Below are 21,979 nucleotides of genomic sequence, written 5' to 3'. Positions count from 1 at the left end.
TCTTCGTGTTTTTTTATTGTTTGGGTGCCAGACACCCAAACAATTAGTGCCAGACACCTAAACAATTCTGAAAACCAAAACATTATTTTGTATGTTTGAAAAATATAATTCATACAGTAAAGAGACAGAGGAGGGAAGGTTTGCGCAAAATTACGGCAGGAGTCGGCGTACTTGTCAGCAGTTTATTGATAGGTAGTGGATTTTATTTTGACTGGTTTGATGGAGATGGAGCAGAGAAAAAAGTGCAAGTGACTGAGGTTGATTCGATTAATGAAGCATTACAATTAATCGAAAAAAAATCTGTGTATAGTACTAAAAAGGAAGAATTAGTAGAAGGGGCTCTGCGCGGCATGGCTGATGCTATTAAGGACCCGTATAGTACTTATTACACGAAGGAAGAAGCCGAGCAACATCGACAAATGCTAGCAGAAGAACGTGTTGGTATTGGTATTGAACTGACAGAAAACAAAGGGAAGTTCATTGTCGTATCACCTGTTCGTTCGTCGCCAGCAGAAAAGGCTGGGATGCGCTCTCTTGATGAAATTGTACAAGTTGATGGGGTAAAAGTAGATGGCAAAACAATGAGTGAATTAATGCATTTGATTCAAGGAGAAAAAGGATCAAAGATTACAATTGTTGTCTATCGTCCTAGCGAGGATAAACATATTAAAATGACGATGGAACGGGCTGCGATTTCCAATAAAACAGTAACGAGTGAGGTAGTAAAGATTGAGGATACGCCAATAGGCTATATTCAAATCTCGTTATTTGGAGAGAAGACAGCAAATGAATGGGTGACAGAAACGAGTAAATTACTACGCAAAGATATAGAAGGGCTCGTTGTTGATGTTCGTGATAATCCTGGAGGCTATTTACATAGCGTCGCAGCGCTACTAAGTACACTATTGGAAAATGGCAAAGTATTTGCCTATATGCAAAATGCAGAGGGTGCCATGGAACCATTAAAAACTGAATCGAAAAGCTTTGATGAAAATTATTTAAGTACGATGAATAAAATTCCGATTGTTATTATTCAAAATGGCGGTAGTGCTTCTGCTAGTGAAGTGCTGAGTGGTGCGTTAAAGGGCTGGAATCGTGCTTCCATTGTCGGCGTTAAAAGCTTTGGGAAAGGCACAGTACAGGAATCTTGGTCTCTAGCCAATGGGGGAGAACTGAAGCTATCAACAAATAAATGGCTGACGCCAAAACGTGAATGGATCCATGGGAAAGGAATTGAAGCTGGATTAGTGATTGAACAAAATGAATTATTTGCATTCCAATTGCATCCGTTAACAGGACAATTCAAAGTAGGTGATATGAGCGAAGAAATTGCTTATACGCAAAAAGCCTTGCAAAAGCTAGGTTATCAGATTGACCGATTAGATGGTTACTTAGATGAGACTACACAAGAGGCAGTAAAACTCTATCGCGAACAACAAAAATTAGCGCAGCCTGATAATGATATGTATGTCGATTCTACCTTTTTCAATAGTTTAAATGGCACGTTAAAGGCTTATAAAGAAGATCGCCAAAATGACTTACAATTCCAAATGGCGACGAGCTTCCTACTGCACAATATCGAACAATAGAAATACTCAAACTAATAAAAATGATGGGAAATACCAAGCTTTCTACCAGTTACTACTACGCAAGACAGTAGTCGTTTGATACAATGAATGCATAGTATTCATGATAGAAACGGCGGGTGTTCGTATGGTTAGTAATATATTAATAGAAATTGTAACAGCGATTGGCCGCTTTTTACTGAACCCAGTAGTTTATATTGCAATAGTAGTTGCTATCTTTTTAGGGTATAGACGTGTAAAGCAAGAGCGTAAATTTTTTAACAGACGTATTATTTGGGGTTGGACCGAGCTGATAGGGCAATGGAAACGAGGATGGCCTTATGCCTTAGTTATTTCACTAATAAGTCTTGGTGTCGGGCTGACAGTACCCAAAGCATACTTATTGATTTTAACCGCTATATCTTTCCTTGGTCTCTTGTTGTTTTTCATCAATGTATTGTCACCCATCTACACAATGGCAATGGCAACGTTAGCATTATGGGCGATGTACCAGTACAACTGGTCGTTCTCCTGGTGGAAGATTTCGTTGGAAGGCATCGATTTATTAGAAGGGGCTATTGTGACAATTACGATTTTAACAGGTCTAAGTGTAGTAGTGGAAGGTATGTTAATTCGTCGTACTGCTAAACAAGTAATAACGCCTAGAATCGAAAATACGAAGCGCGGAATGCAAGCTATCGTATATCGCTCAAGAAATGTTTGGGTGTTACCTATATTTTTTATCATACCAGGTAATAGTATTCCGTCGGCATTGCCTTATTGGCCGCAATTTACATTGGGCGATAGTCACTTTGCACTCGTATTATTCCCAGTCGTTATCGGATTTTCAAAATTGTTAAGGAAAGAACTGCCTGTTGTTCAGTTGCCGAAAATAGGACGCTCTGTCTTATTATTAGGACAGCTGATTTTAGTAGGTGGACTTGCATCATATTTTGAACCGTTAATTGGCTTTATAACGTTAGCGTTAGGGGTATTAATTCGGATTATTATGGCAGTTTATTATGCTTGGCAAGATAAGACAGAGTCATATGCGGTTGCACCAAGCACTAAGGGTGCGGTAATCGCTGCTGTGCTGCCTGATTCACCAGCAGAAAAAATGGGCTTACTCGCAGGGGAATGTATTCGTAAAGTAAACGGACGCACGATTACAACAGAGGTTGAATTATATGAAGCTTTACAATTAAATGCTGCACATTGCCGTTTAGAGGTATTGGATCGGAATAATGAAATTCGCCTAACGCAGCATGTTATTTACAGCAATGACCATTATCGAATTGGTTTATTGTTGGCGGAGCCGAAAGAACTATGATCGATTTATATGGGAAAATGATGCTAGCATTATTTTTACCAGCATTGCTCGTGTTATTGTTTACTCGTATTACGTATAACCGCTATGTAGCGTTAAGTTTGGCTATTGCACTTATTGCCGCTTCAGTATATGCAGGTTATACTTCCCCACCTATTATTTTTGTTGTTGATGCTTTTTCGTTAACGCTTGGCTTTTGGCTAGCGAGCAAAATGCACAAAAAATAAGGAGGGCTGTGTTGCTGCCTTCACTATTAAAATCCGCTCCGATTTTGCGGGCACTGTGTAAGACGTAACTTTCCTAAAGTGGATGGTTTCGTCTTACATCTTGTGCTATTTTCGCAAGCGTCTAAGCGGGTTTTTTATAGTGAAAAGGTACACATATAACAGTTTCTTTACATGAAGAATCTGACGGAGGCCATGATAATAACACCTGCTACAACTGTAATTGATAAGCTTTTTGTGACAAGTGCAATGATAAGGGTAGGCACAAATGTAATAAAGACAGGCCAATCCAATGTAACGAAATTTTTGCTTTCAGTATCCAATAAATTTTCAATAACAAGCGCACTGAGAATACAAACAGGAATGAAGCTTAGCCATTTTAAAACAACATCTGGTAGTTTCACACTACGTACGAACATAAATGGAATAATGCGTGGTAACCAAGTCACTAGTGCACAACCAATGATTAGCCACACCATCGAAGCTGTTGTCGTCATTTGTCTGTCACCACCCCAATCGTTGCGACGATAACAGTGGCAAGAAGCACTGCTAGATGCGAAGGAACGACGTATGATAAGCCATACATAATTACAACCATATAGCCAATTAACATCAGGTAATGCATAATTTTATGTTTGCCCACGCTACTAAGTTGTAGCACAAGTAGAGCAATAAACATGGCAATTAGTGCAAAGTCTAAGCCCCACTTTTCAGGATTAGCCACCCATTGTCCTAGAAAGGCACCTGCAATACAAGATAGAATCCAAAATGCATACGCTGTTATATTTAGACCATCCATCCAACGACCATATAATTTACCGTTTTGCATTTGTTTGGTTACGGCCACACCAAACGTTTCGTCTGTTAATAATGTACCGAATCCAACATTCCGAAGCATCGAATAGCGCGTAAAATGTGGAGCTAATGTTAAACTCATTAATAAGTGACGTAGATTTACGACAAAAATGGTTACAATGATAGCAGAGGTAGGACTGCTTGTTAACAAGAGTGCACAAAAAATAAATTGTGCAGAGCCTGCATAAACGAGTATTGTTAGTAATGCAATTTCTACTAAAGATAGGCCAGAAGCGGAACCTACAACCCCGAATGCCAGTCCTATACTAATATAACCGAGTAAAGTAGGTACACAATCTTTAACTCCTTGTATAAAGCTATCTTCGGAAGCAGTTGTTGGTTCATTATGAAGATCTGTTGTGCTTGTCATAAAAAGGTCATCCTTTCAAAAAAGTTTCCATGTATACTTAAAATAGAATAGTTAGAACATTCACACATGTTTATTAAAGTATACATATGTCTGATAAAATAAACAACAGGAAATGGTGAGTCGTAATGGAACAAATGAGTCGAAATTTAGCTTTCCAATTAAAGAAAATACGGCAACAACGTAGTGTAAGTTTAGATGATGTAGCGAAAGCAACGGGGGTTAGTAAGGCACAGCTTGCCCAAATTGAAAAAGGTGAAGCGAATCCTACTGTTTCAACGATTTGGAAAATAGCCGCGGGTTTACGCATCTCTTTTTCATCACTTTTACAGCCGCCGATTGCCCATTTTATGAAATTTAGCAGTAAAAATGCACCACATGTCGATGAAGACGAAGGGCGCTATCGGGTCTATTCCATTATTCCTTATGATCCTGAACGAGGTTGGGAATTTTATAAAGTGGAAATGGAGCCTGGTGCAAGGAGTAGGAGTGAAGCCCATACAGAAGGGGTAGAAGAAACGGTAACAGTGATTCATGGACAAGCTGTTATTTCGGCTGGGGTTATGCATGAAACGATAACCGAAGGGGAAACATTGGTATTTTCGGGACATCAAGCACATGAATATCAAAATATATCAGAAGAACTTACGGTTTTACATGTAATCTTGCAATATAAATAGAGGTGGCAATAGTGAATGAATGGTTTACTGTAGAAAATATGGAACATATTGCGGCACAATATCGAACACTTGGACCAATAATGGGGATATTACTGCCCTTTTTAGAAGCGTTTTTACCTTTTTTACCATTGGTTGTGTTCGTCGTGGCGAATGCGAGTGCATTTGGGTTATGGATAGGGTTTTTGTTATCGTGGTTAGGTTCAGTAGCTGGTTCATATGCTGTTTTTTTGCTTGTACGTCACTTTGGAAAGCATCCGAAGCTCCGTTTTGTAACAGGCAGTAAAAAGGTACAAAAGTTTATTAAATGGGTGGATATGAATGGTATTAGCCCATTGTTTGTCTTACTATGCTTTCCGTTTACGCCTTCTGTAATAGTGAATATAGTAGCGGGCTTATCACATATTCATAAAAAATACTATCTAATTGTTTTATTAGCCGGAAAATTCGTCATGATTTTTGGCATGAGTGTATTGGGCTATGATTTAAAATCGCTTATCACGAGTCCGGTACGACTAATTAGTGCGGGTGTAGCTATCGTCTTACTATGGTGGATTGGCAAGCTAATGGAGAAGCGATTGAATGCTCGTGTAGAAAGAGATTTGAAACGTGGGCGAAAAATGACGAAAAATGAATAATCTTCTAGGCTGAATCTGCACATGCGGTCCCTTGTATCATGTAAAATGGTAGGAGGGTCTTTTTATTTTATTTCTTTAGTCGTTTTATATTGGCGATTACTAGGGAACGCTCACTACAAGTTTCTGAAGATAGAATATAATTTTTTAATGAATAGGGGGAAGCATGAATGACATTACGAATTGTATCAGGACGTGCAGGTACCGGAAAATCGGCTTATATTCATAGAGAAATAGTCGAACAATTAAATACCGATCCATTAGGTCACCCTATTTTTATCATTGTCCCTGACCAAATGTCTTATTCAACTGAATATGAACTGACAAATAGACATGGTTTGCACGGGCTCATACGTGCACAAGTGATGACGTTTAAACGCTTAGCTTGGCTTGTACTTCAAGAAACAGGGGGTATTGCTCGCCAAGAAGTAAATGGCTATGGTTATCGAATGCTTATTCGAAAATTGCTAGAAGAGCAGAAGAGTGATTTTTCGTTATTTCGACAAGCTGCTGGTAAGCGGGGCTTTACAGAGGAAATTGAAACGTTGTTACGCGAATTTAGCCGTTATAGCGTGAACAGTTCAGTTTTAAGTGATGTAACAACCTCTTTAAAGGCTATTGATGCACCTCATACACTACAGGCGAAAATCAATGATTTATACATTGTTTTACAAGCATTAGAAGCTCGACTCGGTACAACTTATGTCGATAGTGAAGGCTATTACCCGATTTTAACCGAGCACTTAAAATTTTCTGAGACGATGAAACAGGCAACAATTTATATAGATGGCTTTACTGCTTTTACTGTAAGAGAGCTAGAGCTTGTAAAAGAATTACTAAAGGTGACGAAGCAAGTAACGGTTGTGCTACCGTATGATCATATGGAAGAAGCTAAAGATGAGCAGGCATTATTCAATGAAGCGGCAACTACAAGTCAACGCTTGCATGATATAGCATATGACAATGGCATTGAAGTCGAAGCACCGTTGCATTTTATCAAAACCCATCGATTTCAGTCAAAAGACTTACAGCATGTAGAAGCAACATTTGCGGATATGGTGCCCCAAACAGAAAAATCCACAGGTGATGTGAAAGTTTTTGAAGCCTCAAATCGTCGGGCTGAAATCCATGCCATTGCCCGGGAAATAACGAAGCTGACGAGGCAGGAGGGCTATCGTTATCAAGATATAGTGTTGCTGTATAGGCAAGCAGATGTATACGATCCGCTAATTTCAACAATTTTTCAGCAATACGACATTCCTATTTTTGTGAATACAAAAAAAACGATGCTTCACCATCCGTTAATTGAATTTAGTCGATCTGCATTGGAAGTTGTTATTTCAAATTGGAAATATGAACCGCTTTTCAGAAGTGTGAAAACAGATTTATTTTTCCCATTACATGCTGATAACAGTGTTTGGCGTGAACGTGCTGACCGTCTTGAAAATTACTGTTTAGCGCAAGGAATTTACGGAGAGCGTTGGTTTGACGAATCTCGTTGGTTTTATAAAAAATATCGCGGGCTTGAATTCCATTCTCGTGTGCAAACAGACGAAGAACGTGCGATGCAGACAGAAATTGAGGCCATTCGCGACGAAATTCGCACACCATTAAAAGCGTTACAGGACAAGCTTATACTGGCGAAAACGGGTAGAGATGTGGCAACAGCGTTATTTGAGCTAGTAGAAGAAGTACAAGTATATGACAAGCTTCAAATCATGAAAGATCGTGAATTGGATAGAGGAGAGGCGTTAGCCGCAAGTGAGCATGATCAAGCGTGGAAAGAATGGATCGCCGTACTCGATCAGTTTGTTTACATGTTTGGCGAGCAAGAAATGTCGGTACAGGAAGCGGCAAAGATTTTAGATGAAGGTTTTGATACATTAGAATTCGCGCGTATTCCTCCAACTTTAGATGAAGTGATGGTGGCAACGGTCGATTTAGCGCGCCTATCGCAAATAAAGGTTGCCTTTGTTCTAGGAATGAACGATGGCGTCTATCCTACACGTCTGGATTATGAAGGTCTATTGTCTGATGTAGAACGTGAATGGTTTACGCATATTGGCTATGAATTAGCACCGACATCTAAAAATCGGCTATTACAGGAAAACTTTTTATTGTATCGTGCAATAACTACGCCATCTGACAAGCTTTATATGACTTATCCAACGGCGGATGAAGAGGGGAAAGCTTTATTATCCTCGTTATATATAAAGAAAATTATAGGAAATGAAAAAACGGCAGGTCTTTTAAGTGGGGTAAACGTCGAGCGTGTTGTCATTGATCCGATAGAATTACTTGATGATAATGTATTGCCTTATATTCGCCATCCTCGTACAGCGTTAGCTCATTTAATGCTGCAATTAAGGCAAGCGGAGCATAGTCGTGAACTTGCACCAGAATGGGTTGCTTTACAAAAATATTATGAACAAGATCCATACTGGGCATTAATTTTACGTCGCCTGATGCATCCAATGACACATAAAAATGAGGCAGAACCGCTAGAAGGTTATATTACACAAGAATTATATGGTCGCAAGCTCACTTCAAGTGTGTCACGTATAGAAAAATACTTCCGTTGTCCGTTTTCTCACTTCACGACGTATGGGCTTCGTTTAGAGGAACGAGCAGAATATCGTTTAGAGACATTTGCAATGGGTGATTTGTTCCATGAAGCATTGAAATGGATTACCGAAGAGACGCACCGTTTACAACTGTCGTGGATTCGTTTATCAAAACAGCAAATTCAACAACTTGCACGACAGGCAGTAGAGCAAATTGTGCCCGTTTTCTCTCACCAAATTTTATTATCTAGTGCACGTTATCGTTATATTCAACGCAAACTGATTCGCATTGTAGAGCGCACGATGATGGCACTGACACAGCATGCCAATGTGTCACACTTTAAACCAATTGCTATTGAAGCATCGTTCGGGCCAGGGCAGCATGAACAGCTACCGCCATTGGAAATTGATTTGCAAGGTGGCAAAAAAATGTACATGCGCGGTCGTATTGACCGTGTGGATAGTGCATCGATTGATGATCGCTCGTATTTACGAATAGTCGATTATAAATCGTCTGCTCGTGACTTAGATTTAAATGAAGTGTATCATGGCCTATCATTGCAGGTGCTAACATATTTAGATGTAGCGATGGAGAATGCATCCTATTGGTTATCTGGCGATGCAGAGCCTGCTGGTGTGCTTTATGTCCATGTCCATAATCCGATGTTAAAACTGGATAAGGACTTGAGTGACAGTGAGATTGAAGAAGATCGGTTAAAGCAATACAAAATGAAGGGACTTTTAACTGAAAATCCTGAGGCTATTTACTCGATGGATGAGCAGCTAGAGGAAGCGAGCGGGCATTCGCAAATTATTCCAGTTTATATGAAAAAGGATGGTACCCCTTCTGAATCACAATCACGCATCGTGCCCGTTAATGATATGAAAAATCTCCAGCATTTTGTCCGCCGTAAGCATCAAGAGGCTGGCAACGGCGTTTTAGCAGGGGATACGGCTATAAGCCCTTATAAGCTAAAAGCAAAAACAGCGTGTGATTACTGTCAATTTGCAGCAGTATGCCAATTTGACCCATCTGATGGCAAACAAAGTTATCGTCAACTACAGCAAGTAAAGCCAGTAGAAGTTGTCGAAAAAATTCGCAAGGAGATGAACTAACATGGTGCAGCCAATACCTGTCAAACCAGCGAATGTCACTTGGACGGATGATCAGTGGAAAGCGATTTATGCAAGTGGGCAAGATACACTTGTTTCAGCAGCTGCAGGCTCTGGTAAAACGGCGGTCTTGATTAATCGCATGATTGAAAAGGTTGTGGCAACAGAAAATCCAATGAATGTGGATGAACTTCTTGTCGTAACGTTTACGAATGCTTCCGCAGCTGAAATGCGTCATCGTATGGCAGAGGCGCTTGAAAAAGCAATTGCAGCAAATCCGACGTCGAGCCATTTGCGACGTCAGTTGAGCCTAGTCAATAAAGCGCAAATCTCGACATTGCATTCTTTTTGTTTAGCGATTGTTAAGCAGTATGCTTATTTGCTCGATATAGACCCAGGTTTCCGAATTGCTAATGAGGCAGAAATCGCCTTGCTCCGAGATGATATATTAGCTGACGTGCTAGAATCTGCCTATGATACAGATGACGAAGCGCGAATTCATGCAATCTATCAACTTGTCGATAGTTTTACATCCGATCGTGATGATCAAGCGATTGAAACATTAATAAGTAAGCTTTATGATACGTCGCGTGTCCATGCTGAACCACAAAAATGGTTAACGAGCTTACCAGAAAGCTATCAGCTAGCGGACGATGTGACAATAGATGATTTAGATTTATCTAAATATGTAAAGTTAACTGTAAAACATAGCCTTGAAGAAGCATTCGTTCTCATTTCTGAAATGCGTGCAATAACGCTTCAACCAGATGGACCGGCTCCATATGCTGAAACCGCTGAAATTGATTTTGCAGTGATTCAGGAAGGGATTCGTATCAGTCAAGAGGGCACATGGCAACAGCTATTTGATTATTTTTCAACAGTCAAGTGGTCGACATTAAAACGGGTATCCAAGGATGCTTTAGTCGATGTGGAGCTTCAAGAGCTAGCGAAGAAAAAGCGTGAGGCTGCTAAAAAAATAATGAATAAGTTAAAAGATACTTATTTTGTTCGTACACCTGCACGTTTGCTGGAAGAAATTAGACTGATGGCGCCAACGATTGCAACATTAGTTGACTTGACGTCTATTTTTAGCCAGCAATTCCGTCTTGCGAAATTAGAGCGAGGTATTATCGATTTCTCCGACTTAGAGCATTATGCCCTGCAAATCTTAACGGAAGAGGTAGAGGGCGAATTACAGCCATCGCCCGTTGCATTAGATTTACAAAGACGTTTTAAAGAAGTGCTGGTGGATGAATACCAAGATACGAATATGCTACAGGAAACCATTTTACAATTGGTCAAGCTAGGCGATGAGCACGATGGCAACCTTTTTATGGTTGGTGACGTAAAACAAAGTATCTATCGCTTCCGTTTAGCGGAACCCAAACTTTTTATGCGGAAGTATGGGGAGTTTGTAGAAAATCCTGATACGACGGGGATGCGCATCGATTTGAATGCCAATTTCCGTAGTCGTAGTGAAGTTTTAAACGCAACCAATTTTGTGTTTGCACAAATTATGGATGAACGTGTCGGTGAAATACAATATGATGACAATGCTTCATTGAAGCCAGCAGCGCCGTATGATGCGAAAGAGGTACCTGTTGAGCTCGTAATTTTACATCCGCCAGAGGAAGAGGCAGCGGATGAAGAAATGGAAGAAAGTATAAGTGAAGCATCAGAGCTTGAGGAACTGAAGAAATCACAATATGAGGCACGTTTTATAATTGATCGCATTCGACAATTGATGGAAGAGGAAACAACGGTATACGATACGAAAACACAAACAGAACGTCCTTTAAAATACAGTGATATTGTCATTTTAATGCGCTCTATGACGTGGTCTACAGATTTGGTCGAGGAATTTAAGTTGGCAGGCATTCCTCTTTATGCAGAGTCATCTAAAGGTTATTTCGATGCCTTAGAAGTGATGATTATGCTGAACACACTAAAAGTTGTCGATAATCCATATCAAGATATACCATTAGCTTCTGTATTACGTGCACCGTTTGTTGGCTTAACAGAAAATGAGCTCGCAAAAATTCGTTTAGCAGATACTAAAACACCGTTTTATGATGCATTAAGGCAATTTATACGCAGTGAAGGACATGGTGTGCAATCCGAAACATTTGAGAAGCTTCAACGTTTTATGTTGGCATTTGAAAACTGGCGAGATTTAGCACGTCGTGGCTCTTTGTCGGATTTAATTTGGAAAATTTACTTGGATACACATTATTATGAAATGGTTGGTGCCATGCCGAATGGTAAACAACGACAAGCAAATTTACGCATTTTACACGATCGCGCATTAATGTATGAAAAGACGGCGTTTCGAGGGTTGTTCCGCTTTTTACGCTTTATAGATAGAATGCGAACGCGTGGGGATGATTTAGGAACAGCAAAGTCGATTGGTGAAAAAGACGATGTAGTGAGACTTGTAACAATTCACTCATCCAAAGGTTTAGAGTACCCAGTTGTTTTTGTTGCAGGAATGGGACGACCTTTTAACAAAATGGACTTCCACAATCCGTATTTATTTGACCAAGATTATGGGCTTGCAGTTAAAGCAATTGACCCTGAAAATCGGATTACCTATACTTCTTTACCATTTCTAGCGATGAAGGAGAAAAAAGAGCTGGAGATGAGAGCCGAAGAAATGCGGGTGTTGTACGTAGCAATGACGCGTGCAAAGGAACGACTTATTTTAATTGGCTCCGTAAAAAATTGGGATAAAACACTTGATTCCTGGCTGGACGCGCAAAACTTGCCTGTGGATGCTCCTTTGCAAGATTATTTACGCGCGCGTGCAAATAGTTATTTTGACTGGGTTGGGCCAGCTGTTGCGAGACATGCTGATTTTGCAGCTATTACAAGTACTTCGTATAAAGCAAGACAAGATCTCTCGCATTGGTGGGTAAGAGCCATTTCAACACATCATTTTATGTATGAAACGCAAGCGTTAGATGAAGATGTGCAACAGATGTTCACAACGCCAGAGGACGCAGCTCTGCTTGCAGAAATTACAGCTCGCTTCCAAGCTCAATATGCATATCAAAAATCGACACAGAAGCGTTCGAAAACATCTGTTAGTGAAATTAAACGTCTAGAAAGCTTACAACGTCTAGAGGAGCCAGAATACTATTTTACCGCTCCTAAAAAGAATAAGGGTACGATTGCCCCACGACCAACCTTTTTACAGGATAAGCAGCTTACAGGTGCGGAAATGGGGACAGCCATTCATACGGTCATGCAGCATGTACCACAATGTGGCTTTAGCACAGTGCAAAAAGTGGAGCAATTTGTCACTGAGTTAGTGGTAAAACAACTGCTAACAGAGGCAGAGAGCAAGATTGTTCCGTGTGAGAAAATTTACCGTTTCTTTACAACCGATATTGGCCAACGTTTTAAAAATGCGAAGCAAATTCGAAGAGAAATGCCATTTACGATAAGCCGCGTGGATGAGGATGGCGACGCTCAAATTGTGCAAGGGATTGTCGATTGCTTGTTTGAGGATGTCTACGGTCACTGGATATTACTCGATTATAAAACCGACCGCATTGGGCGGCAATTTGCAGAGGAGCCGGCGTTATCGAAGGAACTTTTAGGTCGCTATGGGGTGCAACTACGTGTTTATAGCGAGGCACTTGAGTCGATTTTACACATACAAGTATATGAGAAAGTGTTGTACTTATTTGATATTGAGCAGGCGATTTATGCGTAGGGTCACTATCCTTTGCCTGTAAAATGAAGTATTCCTTTCAGCAATGTTAAAAACAATAGGCAAACTTCTGCGTGGAAAGTAAGCTTCTTCGAAGTTTACTGAAAGCGCAGAAGGATGCGCATTGTAGTTTAACGACTTAGAAAGAAGAGGAGGCTATTTTGTGAATTTGAAACCGACGATGTTGCAGGAACGAATCGCAACATTAGATATTTTACGTGGAATTAGCTTGCTAGGTATACTAGTCGTCAATATGTATGCTTTTTATTTGCCAATGCCACACATTGATTTAGCGTCATGGTTTACAACACCGTCAGATATTGTTTGGCAACAAAATTTAGATATTTATGTGCAAAGTAGTTTTTATCCTTTATTTTCCTTATTATTTGGTTATGGATTAGCGCTACAATGGCAAAAAGCTCAAAGTCGTGAACAAAACTTTTATGGAACAGGACTCCGAAGGTTAACTGTTTTATTTATGTTCGGTTTGCTGCATGCGCTCCTTATTTGGTGGGGAGATATCTTAATGATGTATGCCTTCTGTGGCGTTTTTCTGCTGTTGCTTTTACGTTTACATCCCATCTGGCTATTCGTAACGGGTATTCTTATCAATGGATTTATGCATGTTTTTATGTTGCTTGTAGTAGGTTATATTAACTTTAATACGGAGATTGAAACGTACTTGGATATTACTGGGGTGGAAAAGGCAATCACAGCCTATGGCACAGGTAGTTGGATGGATGCCTTTTTACAGCGTTTATCTGACTTATCTATTCAAGCGGGAATCGGGATGTGGATTGCGTCATTATTTACGATATTACCGTATATGCTAATAGGTGCAGCTGCCTCCAAATGGCATTTAGTAGAACGTGCAAAAGAGCTGAAATGGCTGTGGCTAGCACTTGCGATAGCTGGGTTGGCACTTGGTATATTCTTGAAGAGTGTACCCATCCTATTTACACGTACGTATTTACTTGATTATATAAAGGTCTATATCGGTGGGCCGATTTTATCAGTTGGCTATATTGGCCTTGTTGTTTTACTTTGTCTGATTCCAGTCATACCAAAAATACTTAGTCCTTTTGCAAAAATTGGACGCATGTCGTTAACGATGTACATACTGCAATCCATGATTGGCACATTTATATTTTATCAATTTGGATTAGGTTGGTATGGGAAAGTAAGTGTAGCTACAGGTGTATTAATTGCTATCGGTATTATTGTCGTGCAAATGATTTTTGCAGAAATTTGGCTTACAAAATGGAAGCAAGGCCCATTAGAAGCAATTTGGCGTAAGTTAACATATAAGACGAAAACTGAATCAAGCTAAATTTTGTGCGTAACATGCTTAATTAATAGAGAATTAGCAACATTAAAAATTGTTATCGTAAAAGTAAGGTAATTTATATCATATTGTTGTATCATGTAGAAAAAAGAAGGAGCTCTTAAAATCATGAAAATTTTATCATTTAAATTAGGTGGACATGTAAGTTTTGGACCAAAAGTAAAAAAAGAAGAAGCGGTATGGGATGTACTCGCTATTCAAAACGAATTACAAGTTCTCCCTTCTTTTTCAAGTTCAATTGTTGATGGCATTGCTTTAGGCTTCGATTTTGTTGAACAAATTCGTAAATTAGTAGAAGCAGCGGAAAAATCAGACCGTGCGAATAGCTTCAAGCGTGAATTTACAGTGATTGAATGGTTATCTCCAATTCCGCGCACACCAAAAAATATTATGTGTATTGGCAAAAACTATGATGAGCATGCAAAAGAAATGGGTGCAGAAGCAGCACCAATCGATTTAATGGTATTTACAAAATCGCCAACTGCTATTGCGGCTGATGGTCAAACACTATCAATCCATGCAGATCTTTCTTCAAAAATGGATTATGAAGGGGAACTTGCAGTAGTCATTGGTAAACGTGGGAAAAACATTCCGAAAAACTTAGCCTTTGACTATGTATTTGGCTACACAATTGCCAATGATATTACAGCACGTGACCTTCAAGATAAACATAAACAATTTTTCTTAGGTAAAAGCCTAGAAGGCACATGCCCATTAGGACCATACCTTGTAACAAAGGATGAAATTCCAAATCCGCAAGAGTTAACAGTTGTTACAAAAGTAAATGATGAGGTACGTCAAAATGGTACAACGAAAGATATGATGTTTACGGTCGAATCGCTCGTATCGATTTTATCGCAACATGTAACGCTAGAGCCAGGTGATGTGATTTTAACGGGTACACCAGCAGGCGTTGGTAAAGGGATGAATCCTCCGCAATATTTAAAAGCGGGTGATACCGTGAAAGTATCCATTCAAGGTATCGGAACGTTAGTTAATCATTTTGAATAATATAGCTAGTCCGCGTGAGTGTAAGCTCCGCGGATTTTTTAAATTGACTCAGCACAGCTCATCACTTTTCTAAGGTGGACGAATAGCAAATAACTAACAGAAAGCTCCCTTAAATCAAGCACTGGTAGCTGTCATAGATTTTTTTATTAAGCAAGTTCGAAAGTCTGGAATCCATGACGTTTAGACGTAAATTCATTCAATTTTGTGAACACAACTTGTAATATTTGAAACCATTACCACTGCATGATAGGATAGAGTTTGATAGAAAAAAAATGAGGTGGGACAAAAATGGATTTTTTAACTAACCAAACACATTTGCACATTACAACTTGGGTAGTCGGCATCGTAATCTTTTTAATTGCAGCACTTAGTGGTAAGCAGTCCAAAGGCTTACATATGTTATTACGTTTATTCTACATTTTAATTATTATTACTGGCGGGGCATTATTTATTAAAGGCATGGATTACGGCCAAGGAATGCTTTATGGCTTTAAATTTTTAGGCGGTATTTTCGTTATTGGCATGATGGAAATGGTGTTAGTTCGTCAAAAGAAAAAAAAGCCAACAACAATGTTCTGGATTTTATTTGCAGTATTTTTACTCATTACAATGTTCTTAGGATTCAAGCTACCAATGGGACCAATGAATTTCTTTGCATAATGTTTAATAAAAGCCGTGAAGTTGTTGCTTCACGGCTCTTTTATTTTCTTGAAGTGCCAGACACTATAACTATTCTGAAATTTCTGTATTTTTAGGTTAACTTAATTTGACACCTTTTTGTCGTAATTCATTTTGCATTTCGGTAAAATATTTTGAAATGATAGCAACGTTACTGTTTTATTTGGTAAAATGACGTTGGATTGGTTTGAAAGAGAGGGAATAAAAGTGAAATTTAAGAAGTGGATAAGCGCGACAGCTGCATCGCTTTTACTGGCAACTTCATTAATAGGCACAACACCTGCACACGCGGATGAAGTACAAAAAAGAACGATTGCTGAAGAAAGCATTTTTGATTTACTCGTTGACCGTTTCTTTAATGGCTCAGGCACTAACGATTATGATACAAATACGCAAGACCCAACGAAATTTGCAGGTGGCGACTTCACCGGTCTACTAGATAAACTAAAATTTATTGGCGAAATGGGCTATACAATCGTATCCATTGGGACAATTTTTGACACAGAAGTATACGATGGTTCTATGCCAACGAGCTATAGTACAATCGAAGAGCATTTTGGAACAGCAGAAGAATTCCAAAGTGTGGTGAAGGCCTATAAAGAAAAAAATATGTCAATGATGGTGGACTTTCCTTTAAATAATGTAAGTCCTAATCATGAGTGGGCAAAAGATGCAACAAACCAAAACTGGATTGCCTCAACAAATAATGGGCACATTCAATGGGATTTAACGAATAAAGATGTTCAAGCTGCTTTAATCGAATCAGCAACAGAATTTGTTTCTACATATGATGTGGGTGGCTTACGTTTAACGAATATTGCGGATGCTGACACAGCATTTATTAATGACATGATTAAGGCGTTAAAAAGTACCAACAAATCGTTATATGTGATTTCGAATGAAGAAAGTGATGCGAATTTTGATGCATCCTTCTCACCAGCTACAGCAGAGATTTACCGTAATATTTTCAAAAATGTAGATCAGGACTCTTCAAAGCTAATGGAGCCTTTTGCTAGTGAAAAGCCAACGCAAATTATGATTGATTCATTACAAACATATCGCTTTACATTTGATTCTGCTTCTGAAAATATGTTCCCACCAACACGATTGAAAATGGCGATGGGTGCGTTATTTATGCTGCCTGGTATTCCGGTTGTTCAGTATGGTACCGAAATTGCCATGAATGGGGAAGAGAAACCTGACACGCATCAATTATACAATTTCAAAACAGATGAAGAGTTAATTGACTATATTAAAAACGTACAGTCATTACGTAACCAATCAGCGACATTACGAAAAGGTGATTTCGAAGTTATTACAAATGACAATGGTTTACTTGTGTTTACGAGAAAATCCGATGAAGAGCAATGGATTATTATGGTGAACAATACAGGAAAAACACAACGTGTCGATTTAACACCAGATCAAATTGGTGAGGGTAAAATGCTAAACGGTATTTTACAAGAAGAAAAGGTGCGAATTAATGAAAAAAATGTTTATCCAGTAATACTAGACCGTGAAATCGTAGAAATTTATCAAGTGAAGGACGATGAGGGGCTAAATGTTCCTTACATGGTTGCGCTTGGATTGGTCTATGTTGTATTTATTGGCTTCGTTATTATTATTATTAAACGTGGAAAAAAACGTCGTCAACAACAAGACGCTGCCAGTGAAAATAACTAATTGAAAAAGTGTTAGATTGATTGCAATCAATCTAACACTTTTTTGCTGTGCGCGTAGTTGCCTGCAATGGCGATTTGTCTAAGTAGACTTCTACCAGCTTCACACTACGCTTGATAACTTTTATTCGTAAAGAAAATTGCAATTGTACCAGGCCCAACATGGGAGCCGATAACAGAGCCAATCATTGTCATTTGGACTGCTTTTGGTGCAAATCTTTCTTGTATGGATGCTTTTACTTCGTTAGCAAAGGCCAAGTCATCACTATGGCTAATTCCGACAATTTTATCTGCAAAATTGCCACCACGCTCTTGCATTAAATCCAACATACGCGCAATGGCTTTTTTACGACCACGTGATTTTTCAATCGGTACGAGTTTACCGTCCTCTACGTTCAAAATAGGCTTTATGCTAAGTAGTCCACCAAGAAAGGCACTCGCTTTCGAAACACGACCTCCTTTTGCAAGGTAATCTAAATCTTCCACTGTAAACAGGTGCTCCATCTGTGAAGCGAGTAATTGTATTTTTGTTTCGATTTCATCAAGCGAAGTACCTGCTTTTCGAAGTTGCACAGCTTCTTCAACGACTAAGCCATAGCCTAATGAGGCACATTTCGAATCGACTATTGCGAGCTGTAATGTTGGATATTGTTCAAGTACTTGGTTGCGAATCATTAAAGCTGTACTATACGTACCTGATAATTCAGATGAAAAGGCGATATAGATACCTGGCTCTCCGCTTTTTGCTAAGCTTTCGAACTGTTGCAGAAAGAGCTCTGGTGAAACTTGCGATGTTTTTGGATGAGCCCCTTGGCGAATAGCATCATAAACTTCTTTCGAATCAATCGACAAGACATCATCATATTCATGGTTATTTACTTGTACACGTAGCGGAAGTAGAATGACATCATTCTCTTCGTAGTATGACTTTGGTAAATCACAGCCACTATCAGTAAAAATTTTCATCATCTTGACCTCCTAAAAAACTGTATTTACTAGACATGCTGGTATTATCTATTTCGTCCTGATTTACAATAATAGCATTAGATTCGCTTTTCTAAATCTAGAAGCTTGCCAAAAGCTATAACTTTATTTACTAGACGTATAAGCATTCAAGTGTACAAATAAAAATCAAATTTTACAAGCATTAGAGATGAAAAGCTTCTACAGAATAAAGTTTGAATAACTGGAAATGATACTTTAACTATGATAATTTTAAGCGTTCAATAAGTATTTTAGCAATGCCATCTTCATTATTTGTTGTTGTAATTTCGTTGGCAATGTTTTTTAAGCTAGGGATTCCATTCCCCATAGCGACTCCAATACCTGCATAATCAATCATTTCTAGATCATTGTCCTCATCGCCAAAAGCGATAATACGTTCACGTGGAATACCTAAATCTTTCGCTACATGTGAAATACCCACTGCTTTATTTAAGCCACGGCGAACAATTTCAATAATGTGAAGTGGAGCACCCCAACGACGATGTTCAATCACTTCAGCATGGACAGCTTGTAAATGGTCGCGAATAATCATAGAATTTACTTCGTTTGCTTGAATTAGTAGACTCGTTGGATTGACTAATAGATTTGTCGAAATATCACCCAATGTAATTTTGGGATTGCCCATGTTAAAAATATTTAAAATCCGATCATCCTCCGTGTGCACATAGATGTCGTCCTTCACTTCAGCAATTATATTTTCATACTCATAGTGATTGACCGAACCAACCACTTCTTTTACAACGCTTAAATCAATCGGTGTATGCATGGTTTGCCAAGCAGCATTTTTAGGGTGGTGGACATAGGCTCCATTAAAATTAACAATCGGTGTTGTTAAACCAAGCTCATGATAGTAGATGTCACTTGCACGATATGGACGACCTGTGGCAATCATAACTTGATGCCCTTGTTCCTTAGCCTGCAATAATGTTTTTTTAGTTTTTGAAGAAATTTGTTGTTGGTCCGTTAATAACGTACCGTCTAAATCTAAAACGATTAAATGCTGTTTCATAGCTTGTTGCCCCTTTCCTATATGTTTGAATAGTATCGCTTTGTTATCGGTTCGTCAAAATTTTGTCACATTGAAAAAAGTTTGCTAACATAAAAATGTCAGACAAAAGTTGGGAGTGACAAGAATGTTTGTAAAGACTGAAATATGGGGACAGATTCCTTTGTTACATATATATACAGACAATATGAATGAAAAAACCCCAGTAGTTATTTTCTTACATGGCTTTATGAGTGCAAAAGAACATAATTTACATTATGCTTATCAGTTGGTAAATAAAGGGGTGCGTGTCCTACTACCAGATGCAAAATTCCATGGTGCACGTAGTGAAGGATTAACAGAGACTCAAATGAATTTACATTTTTGGGACATTGTCTTAAATTCTATTCATGAAGTAAAACAATTATATAAAGAATTAAAGAATAAGCAACTTGTAGCTAGCGATAAAATTGGTGTAGCCGGTACTTCAATGGGAGCCATCGTTACATCTGGCTGTTTAAAGCTTTATGATTGGATACAAACTGCGGCAATATGTATGGGTAGTCCAACTTTTATTAAACTAGGAGCCTATCAATTACAGCAATTGGCTAAAAGTGGTGTAAAGTGGCCGATGTCAGAACAAGAAGTACAAAAAACAAACGCACTTCTCGCAACGTATGATATTAGTTTAACACCGGAACAGTTTGCTGGACGACCTGTGTTCTTTTGGCATGGTGAGCAAGATAAAACCGTACCATTTCAGGATACGTATGATTTTTATTGTTCATTACGTGCATATTATGAAGAAAATCCGAGCAATTTAAAATTTATTGCAGATAAACATGCTGGTCATGCCGTGACACGTGATGGTATGCTAGCAGCAACGGAATGGCTTGCACAGCATTTGGCATAATAAGAAGCATCTGCTATGATTAAGTTAACACTATGTTGGAAGGAGAAATACAAATGGATCAAGATATGAAAGACAGCATGCTAAGTGCATTAGAAAATGTAATTGACCCTGAGCTTGGTATTGATATCGTCAACTTAGGTTTAGTATATGATGTAGAGTTAGATGACGAAGGTTTAGCGACCGTTACAATGACACTGACTTCAATGGGATGCCCAATGGGACCAGTGATTGTTGATCAAGTGAATACAGCTTTAAGTGAACTACCAGAAGTGAAAAGTACAAATGTCAATATTGTATGGAATCCACCTTGGTCAAAAGATAAGATGTCTCGCTATGCGAAAATGGCGTTAGGCGTTCGTTAGTGGTTTCTTCTAGTGAATAAAAAATCCCTGCTTGCACATAACTGTAAGCGGGGATTTTATATTTAGCTTCCTTCATTTTTTGTTAACAGGCGGAATGTCGGATATACACGGGCATTCTGAAGGGAATTAGTTCAAGCCCCCTGTGAATATATGAAGAAAAAACCAAGATGCAATAAAAGGCTAATTGTTAAATCAATCAATACGGCAAATTTGCAATGGACAATTTTCACAAGCAATTTCATCTTTTAAATATTGCAAATCTATAATCGTAATATAGCCTTTTTCGAAGGATAGAATATGATGCTTTTTTAAATCGTTCAACATACGGTTAATCATTTCTCTACTTGTTGCACACAAATTCGCAATCTCAGAGTTTGTTAATGGAAAATCAATAAAAATTGACCCATCTTCTAATGGCTTACCGTACGTATTCGAAAGGCGAATAAGCGTTGAAAATAAAGCACCTTTTTTACCGTTTAATACTAAATCGCGTAGACGACTTTGGTATTTTAAATTTTCTGTTTGCAACCACTTCATATACTCTACCATTAATTGCGGTTGCTCAACTAATAGGTGCTCTAATGATTTACGACTTAAAACATATAACGTGGAAGATTCTAAAACTTTTGCCGTCATCGAAAAATACGTGAGGTTACAAAATAATGAACCCTCGCCAATTATACTATCAGGACCGCAAATTCGAACGGTTAATTCTTTGCCGCTCTCGGTTTCCTGACTAATCGAAATAGCGCCTGTTTTAATATAATATATTTCTTTAGCACGTTCTCCTTCTAAGAAAATTTTACTATCCTTATTCACTTTGATGAAAACGCCATTATTTTGAAAAAGAGCCTTTATTTTCTCTTGTGTACTATCCTTTAGTACCATATATCAAACACATCTCTTTCTTTTTGTAATAAAAATTACCTGTATTACAAAAGGATGATGATAATCATTTC

General features: G+C 38.7%; 18 protein-coding genes. 13 read left to right on the top strand and 5 right to left on the bottom strand.

From position 1 onward, the window contains the following. The first annotated feature begins 140 nt into the window (after positions 1-140). From FC748_RS13915 to FC748_RS13905, 3 genes are all read left to right on the top strand, one after another. A complete protein-coding gene (locus tag FC748_RS13915; protein WP_024362504.1) occupies positions 141-1,589 on the top strand; it encodes a S41 family peptidase in 1,449 nt (482 codons plus the stop codon). Between the two features lie 100 nt (positions 1,590-1,689). Next, complete coding sequence (locus tag FC748_RS13910) at positions 1,690-2,895, top strand: PDZ domain-containing protein (protein WP_238600107.1); 1,206 nt, start codon at positions 1,690-1,692, stop codon at positions 2,893-2,895. Beyond that, the gene (locus tag FC748_RS13905; RefSeq protein WP_024362506.1) at positions 2,895-3,119 is read left to right on the top strand and encodes a DUF2198 family protein; all 225 of its coding nucleotides are present in this window, start codon (positions 2,895-2,897) and stop codon (positions 3,117-3,119) included. Before FC748_RS13910 ends, FC748_RS13905 begins: the two co-directional genes overlap by 1 nt. Before the next feature lie 167 nt (positions 3,120-3,286). Here the strand turns inward: FC748_RS13905 and FC748_RS13900 are convergent, their stop codons facing one another. Together FC748_RS13900 and FC748_RS13895 are read right to left on the bottom strand one after the other, a co-directional pair. Continuing rightward, complete coding sequence (locus FC748_RS13900) at positions 3,287-3,613, bottom strand: branched-chain amino acid transport AzlD family protein (protein ID WP_024362507.1); 327 nt, start codon at positions 3,611-3,613, stop codon at positions 3,287-3,289. Then, on the bottom strand, positions 3,610-4,341 hold the full coding sequence (locus FC748_RS13895; RefSeq protein ID WP_025218664.1) for an AzlC family ABC transporter permease: 732 nt from the start codon (positions 4,339-4,341) through the stop codon (positions 3,610-3,612). The genes FC748_RS13900 and FC748_RS13895 overlap by 4 nt, the downstream gene beginning before the upstream one ends. Before the next feature lie 125 nt (positions 4,342-4,466). On the opposite strand from FC748_RS13895, the gene FC748_RS13890 reads away from it, so the two are divergent. The 8 genes from FC748_RS13890 to FC748_RS13855 all read left to right on the top strand — a co-directional run bounded on the left by FC748_RS13890 (position 4,467) and on the right by FC748_RS13855 (position 17,759). Beyond that, positions 4,467-5,018 (top strand): type II toxin-antitoxin system RelB family anti-toxin, encoded by a 552-nt coding sequence (locus FC748_RS13890; protein ID WP_024362509.1) that lies wholly within the window; start codon positions 4,467-4,469, stop codon positions 5,016-5,018. An 11-nt stretch (positions 5,019-5,029) separates the two neighbouring features. Continuing rightward, on the top strand, positions 5,030-5,653 hold the full coding sequence (locus tag FC748_RS13885) for a TVP38/TMEM64 family protein (protein WP_029747216.1): 624 nt from the start codon (positions 5,030-5,032) through the stop codon (positions 5,651-5,653). Positions 5,654-5,820: 167 nt separating this feature from the next. After that, positions 5,821-9,330, top strand: a complete 3,510-nt coding sequence (gene addB, locus FC748_RS13880; RefSeq protein WP_108029434.1) for a helicase-exonuclease AddAB subunit AddB — start codon at positions 5,821-5,823, stop codon at positions 9,328-9,330. A 1-nt stretch (position 9,331) separates the two neighbouring features. Then, on the top strand, positions 9,332-13,045 hold the full coding sequence (addA, locus tag FC748_RS13875; protein WP_108029435.1) for a helicase-exonuclease AddAB subunit AddA: 3,714 nt from the start codon (positions 9,332-9,334) through the stop codon (positions 13,043-13,045). 160 nt (positions 13,046-13,205) lie between these two features. Further along, on the top strand, positions 13,206-14,372 hold the full coding sequence (locus FC748_RS13870; protein ID WP_108029436.1) for a DUF418 domain-containing protein: 1,167 nt from the start codon (positions 13,206-13,208) through the stop codon (positions 14,370-14,372). Positions 14,373-14,495: 123 nt separating this feature from the next. Then, positions 14,496-15,398: a fumarylacetoacetate hydrolase family protein gene (locus tag FC748_RS13865; protein WP_024362513.1), complete on the top strand. Its 903-nt coding sequence runs from the start codon at positions 14,496-14,498 to the stop codon at positions 15,396-15,398. A gap of 288 nt (positions 15,399-15,686) precedes the next feature. Next, positions 15,687-16,058 carry a YisL family protein gene (locus FC748_RS13860; protein ID WP_108029437.1) on the top strand — a complete coding sequence of 124 codons (372 nt, stop codon included), beginning with the start codon at positions 15,687-15,689 and terminating at the stop codon, positions 16,056-16,058. 225 nt (positions 16,059-16,283) lie between these two features. After that, the gene (locus FC748_RS13855) at positions 16,284-17,759 is read left to right on the top strand and encodes an alpha-amylase family glycosyl hydrolase (protein WP_108029438.1); all 1,476 of its coding nucleotides are present in this window, start codon (positions 16,284-16,286) and stop codon (positions 17,757-17,759) included. Positions 17,760-17,863: 104 nt separating this feature from the next. Here the strand turns inward: FC748_RS13855 and FC748_RS13850 are convergent, their stop codons facing one another. Continuing rightward, positions 17,864-18,721 (bottom strand): fatty acid kinase binding subunit FakB, encoded by an 858-nt coding sequence (locus FC748_RS13850; RefSeq protein WP_024362516.1) that lies wholly within the window; start codon positions 18,719-18,721, stop codon positions 17,864-17,866. Between the two features lie 238 nt (positions 18,722-18,959). Continuing rightward, entirely contained in the window at positions 18,960-19,769 is an 810-nt protein-coding gene (locus tag FC748_RS13845) for a Cof-type HAD-IIB family hydrolase (protein ID WP_024362517.1), read from the bottom strand. Positions 19,770-19,893: 124 nt separating this feature from the next. Here FC748_RS13845 and FC748_RS13840 point away from each other — a divergent pair, with 124 nt between their 5' ends. Further along, complete coding sequence (locus FC748_RS13840) at positions 19,894-20,658, top strand: serine aminopeptidase domain-containing protein (RefSeq protein ID WP_024362518.1); 765 nt, start codon at positions 19,894-19,896, stop codon at positions 20,656-20,658. 53 nt (positions 20,659-20,711) lie between these two features. Continuing rightward, a complete protein-coding gene (locus FC748_RS13835) occupies positions 20,712-21,020 on the top strand; it encodes a metal-sulfur cluster assembly factor (protein WP_024362519.1) in 309 nt (102 codons plus the stop codon). Between the two features lie 192 nt (positions 21,021-21,212). Here the strand turns inward: FC748_RS13835 and FC748_RS13830 are convergent, their stop codons facing one another. Then, positions 21,213-21,908 carry a Crp/Fnr family transcriptional regulator gene (locus FC748_RS13830; protein WP_024362520.1) on the bottom strand — a complete coding sequence of 232 codons (696 nt, stop codon included), beginning with the start codon at positions 21,906-21,908 and terminating at the stop codon, positions 21,213-21,215. Positions 21,909-21,979: the final 71 nt, after the last annotated feature.

It is taken from the genome of Lysinibacillus sphaericus, from assembly GCF_005217585.1.
Lineage (GTDB): Bacteria > Bacillota > Bacilli > Bacillales_A > Planococcaceae > Lysinibacillus > Lysinibacillus sphaericus.
The sequence above is the reverse complement of the archived record's forward strand: the minus strand, read 5'-3'. Positions and strand labels throughout refer to the sequence as shown.

Excerpts from the sequence above, each read along its gene's own strand:
- FC748_RS13840 (WP_024362518.1), top strand. The coding sequence starts at position 19,894 with ATGTTTGTAAAGACTGAAATATGGGGACAGATTCCTTTGTTACATATA.
- FC748_RS13910 (WP_238600107.1), top strand. The coding sequence starts at position 1,690 with ATGATAGAAACGGCGGGTGTTCGTATGGTTAGTAATATATTAATAGAA.
- addB (WP_108029434.1), top strand. The coding sequence starts at position 5,821 with ATGACATTACGAATTGTATCAGGACGTGCAGGTACCGGAAAATCGGCT.
- FC748_RS13845 (WP_024362517.1), bottom strand. The coding sequence starts at position 19,769 with ATGAAACAGCATTTAATCGTTTTAGATTTAGACGGTACGTTATTAACG.
- FC748_RS13830 (WP_024362520.1), bottom strand. The coding sequence starts at position 21,908 with ATGGTACTAAAGGATAGTACACAAGAGAAAATAAAGGCTCTTTTTCAA.
- addA (WP_108029435.1), top strand. The coding sequence starts at position 9,332 with ATGGTGCAGCCAATACCTGTCAAACCAGCGAATGTCACTTGGACGGAT.
- FC748_RS13900 (WP_024362507.1), bottom strand. The coding sequence starts at position 3,613 with ATGACGACAACAGCTTCGATGGTGTGGCTAATCATTGGTTGTGCACTA.
- FC748_RS13890 (WP_024362509.1), top strand. The coding sequence starts at position 4,467 with ATGGAACAAATGAGTCGAAATTTAGCTTTCCAATTAAAGAAAATACGG.
- FC748_RS13865 (WP_024362513.1), top strand. The coding sequence starts at position 14,496 with ATGAAAATTTTATCATTTAAATTAGGTGGACATGTAAGTTTTGGACCA.
- FC748_RS13895 (WP_025218664.1), bottom strand. The coding sequence starts at position 4,341 with ATGACAAGCACAACAGATCTTCATAATGAACCAACAACTGCTTCCGAA.
- FC748_RS13835 (WP_024362519.1), top strand. The coding sequence starts at position 20,712 with ATGGATCAAGATATGAAAGACAGCATGCTAAGTGCATTAGAAAATGTA.
- FC748_RS13860 (WP_108029437.1), top strand. The coding sequence starts at position 15,687 with ATGGATTTTTTAACTAACCAAACACATTTGCACATTACAACTTGGGTA.
- FC748_RS13850 (WP_024362516.1), bottom strand. The coding sequence starts at position 18,721 with ATGAAAATTTTTACTGATAGTGGCTGTGATTTACCAAAGTCATACTAC.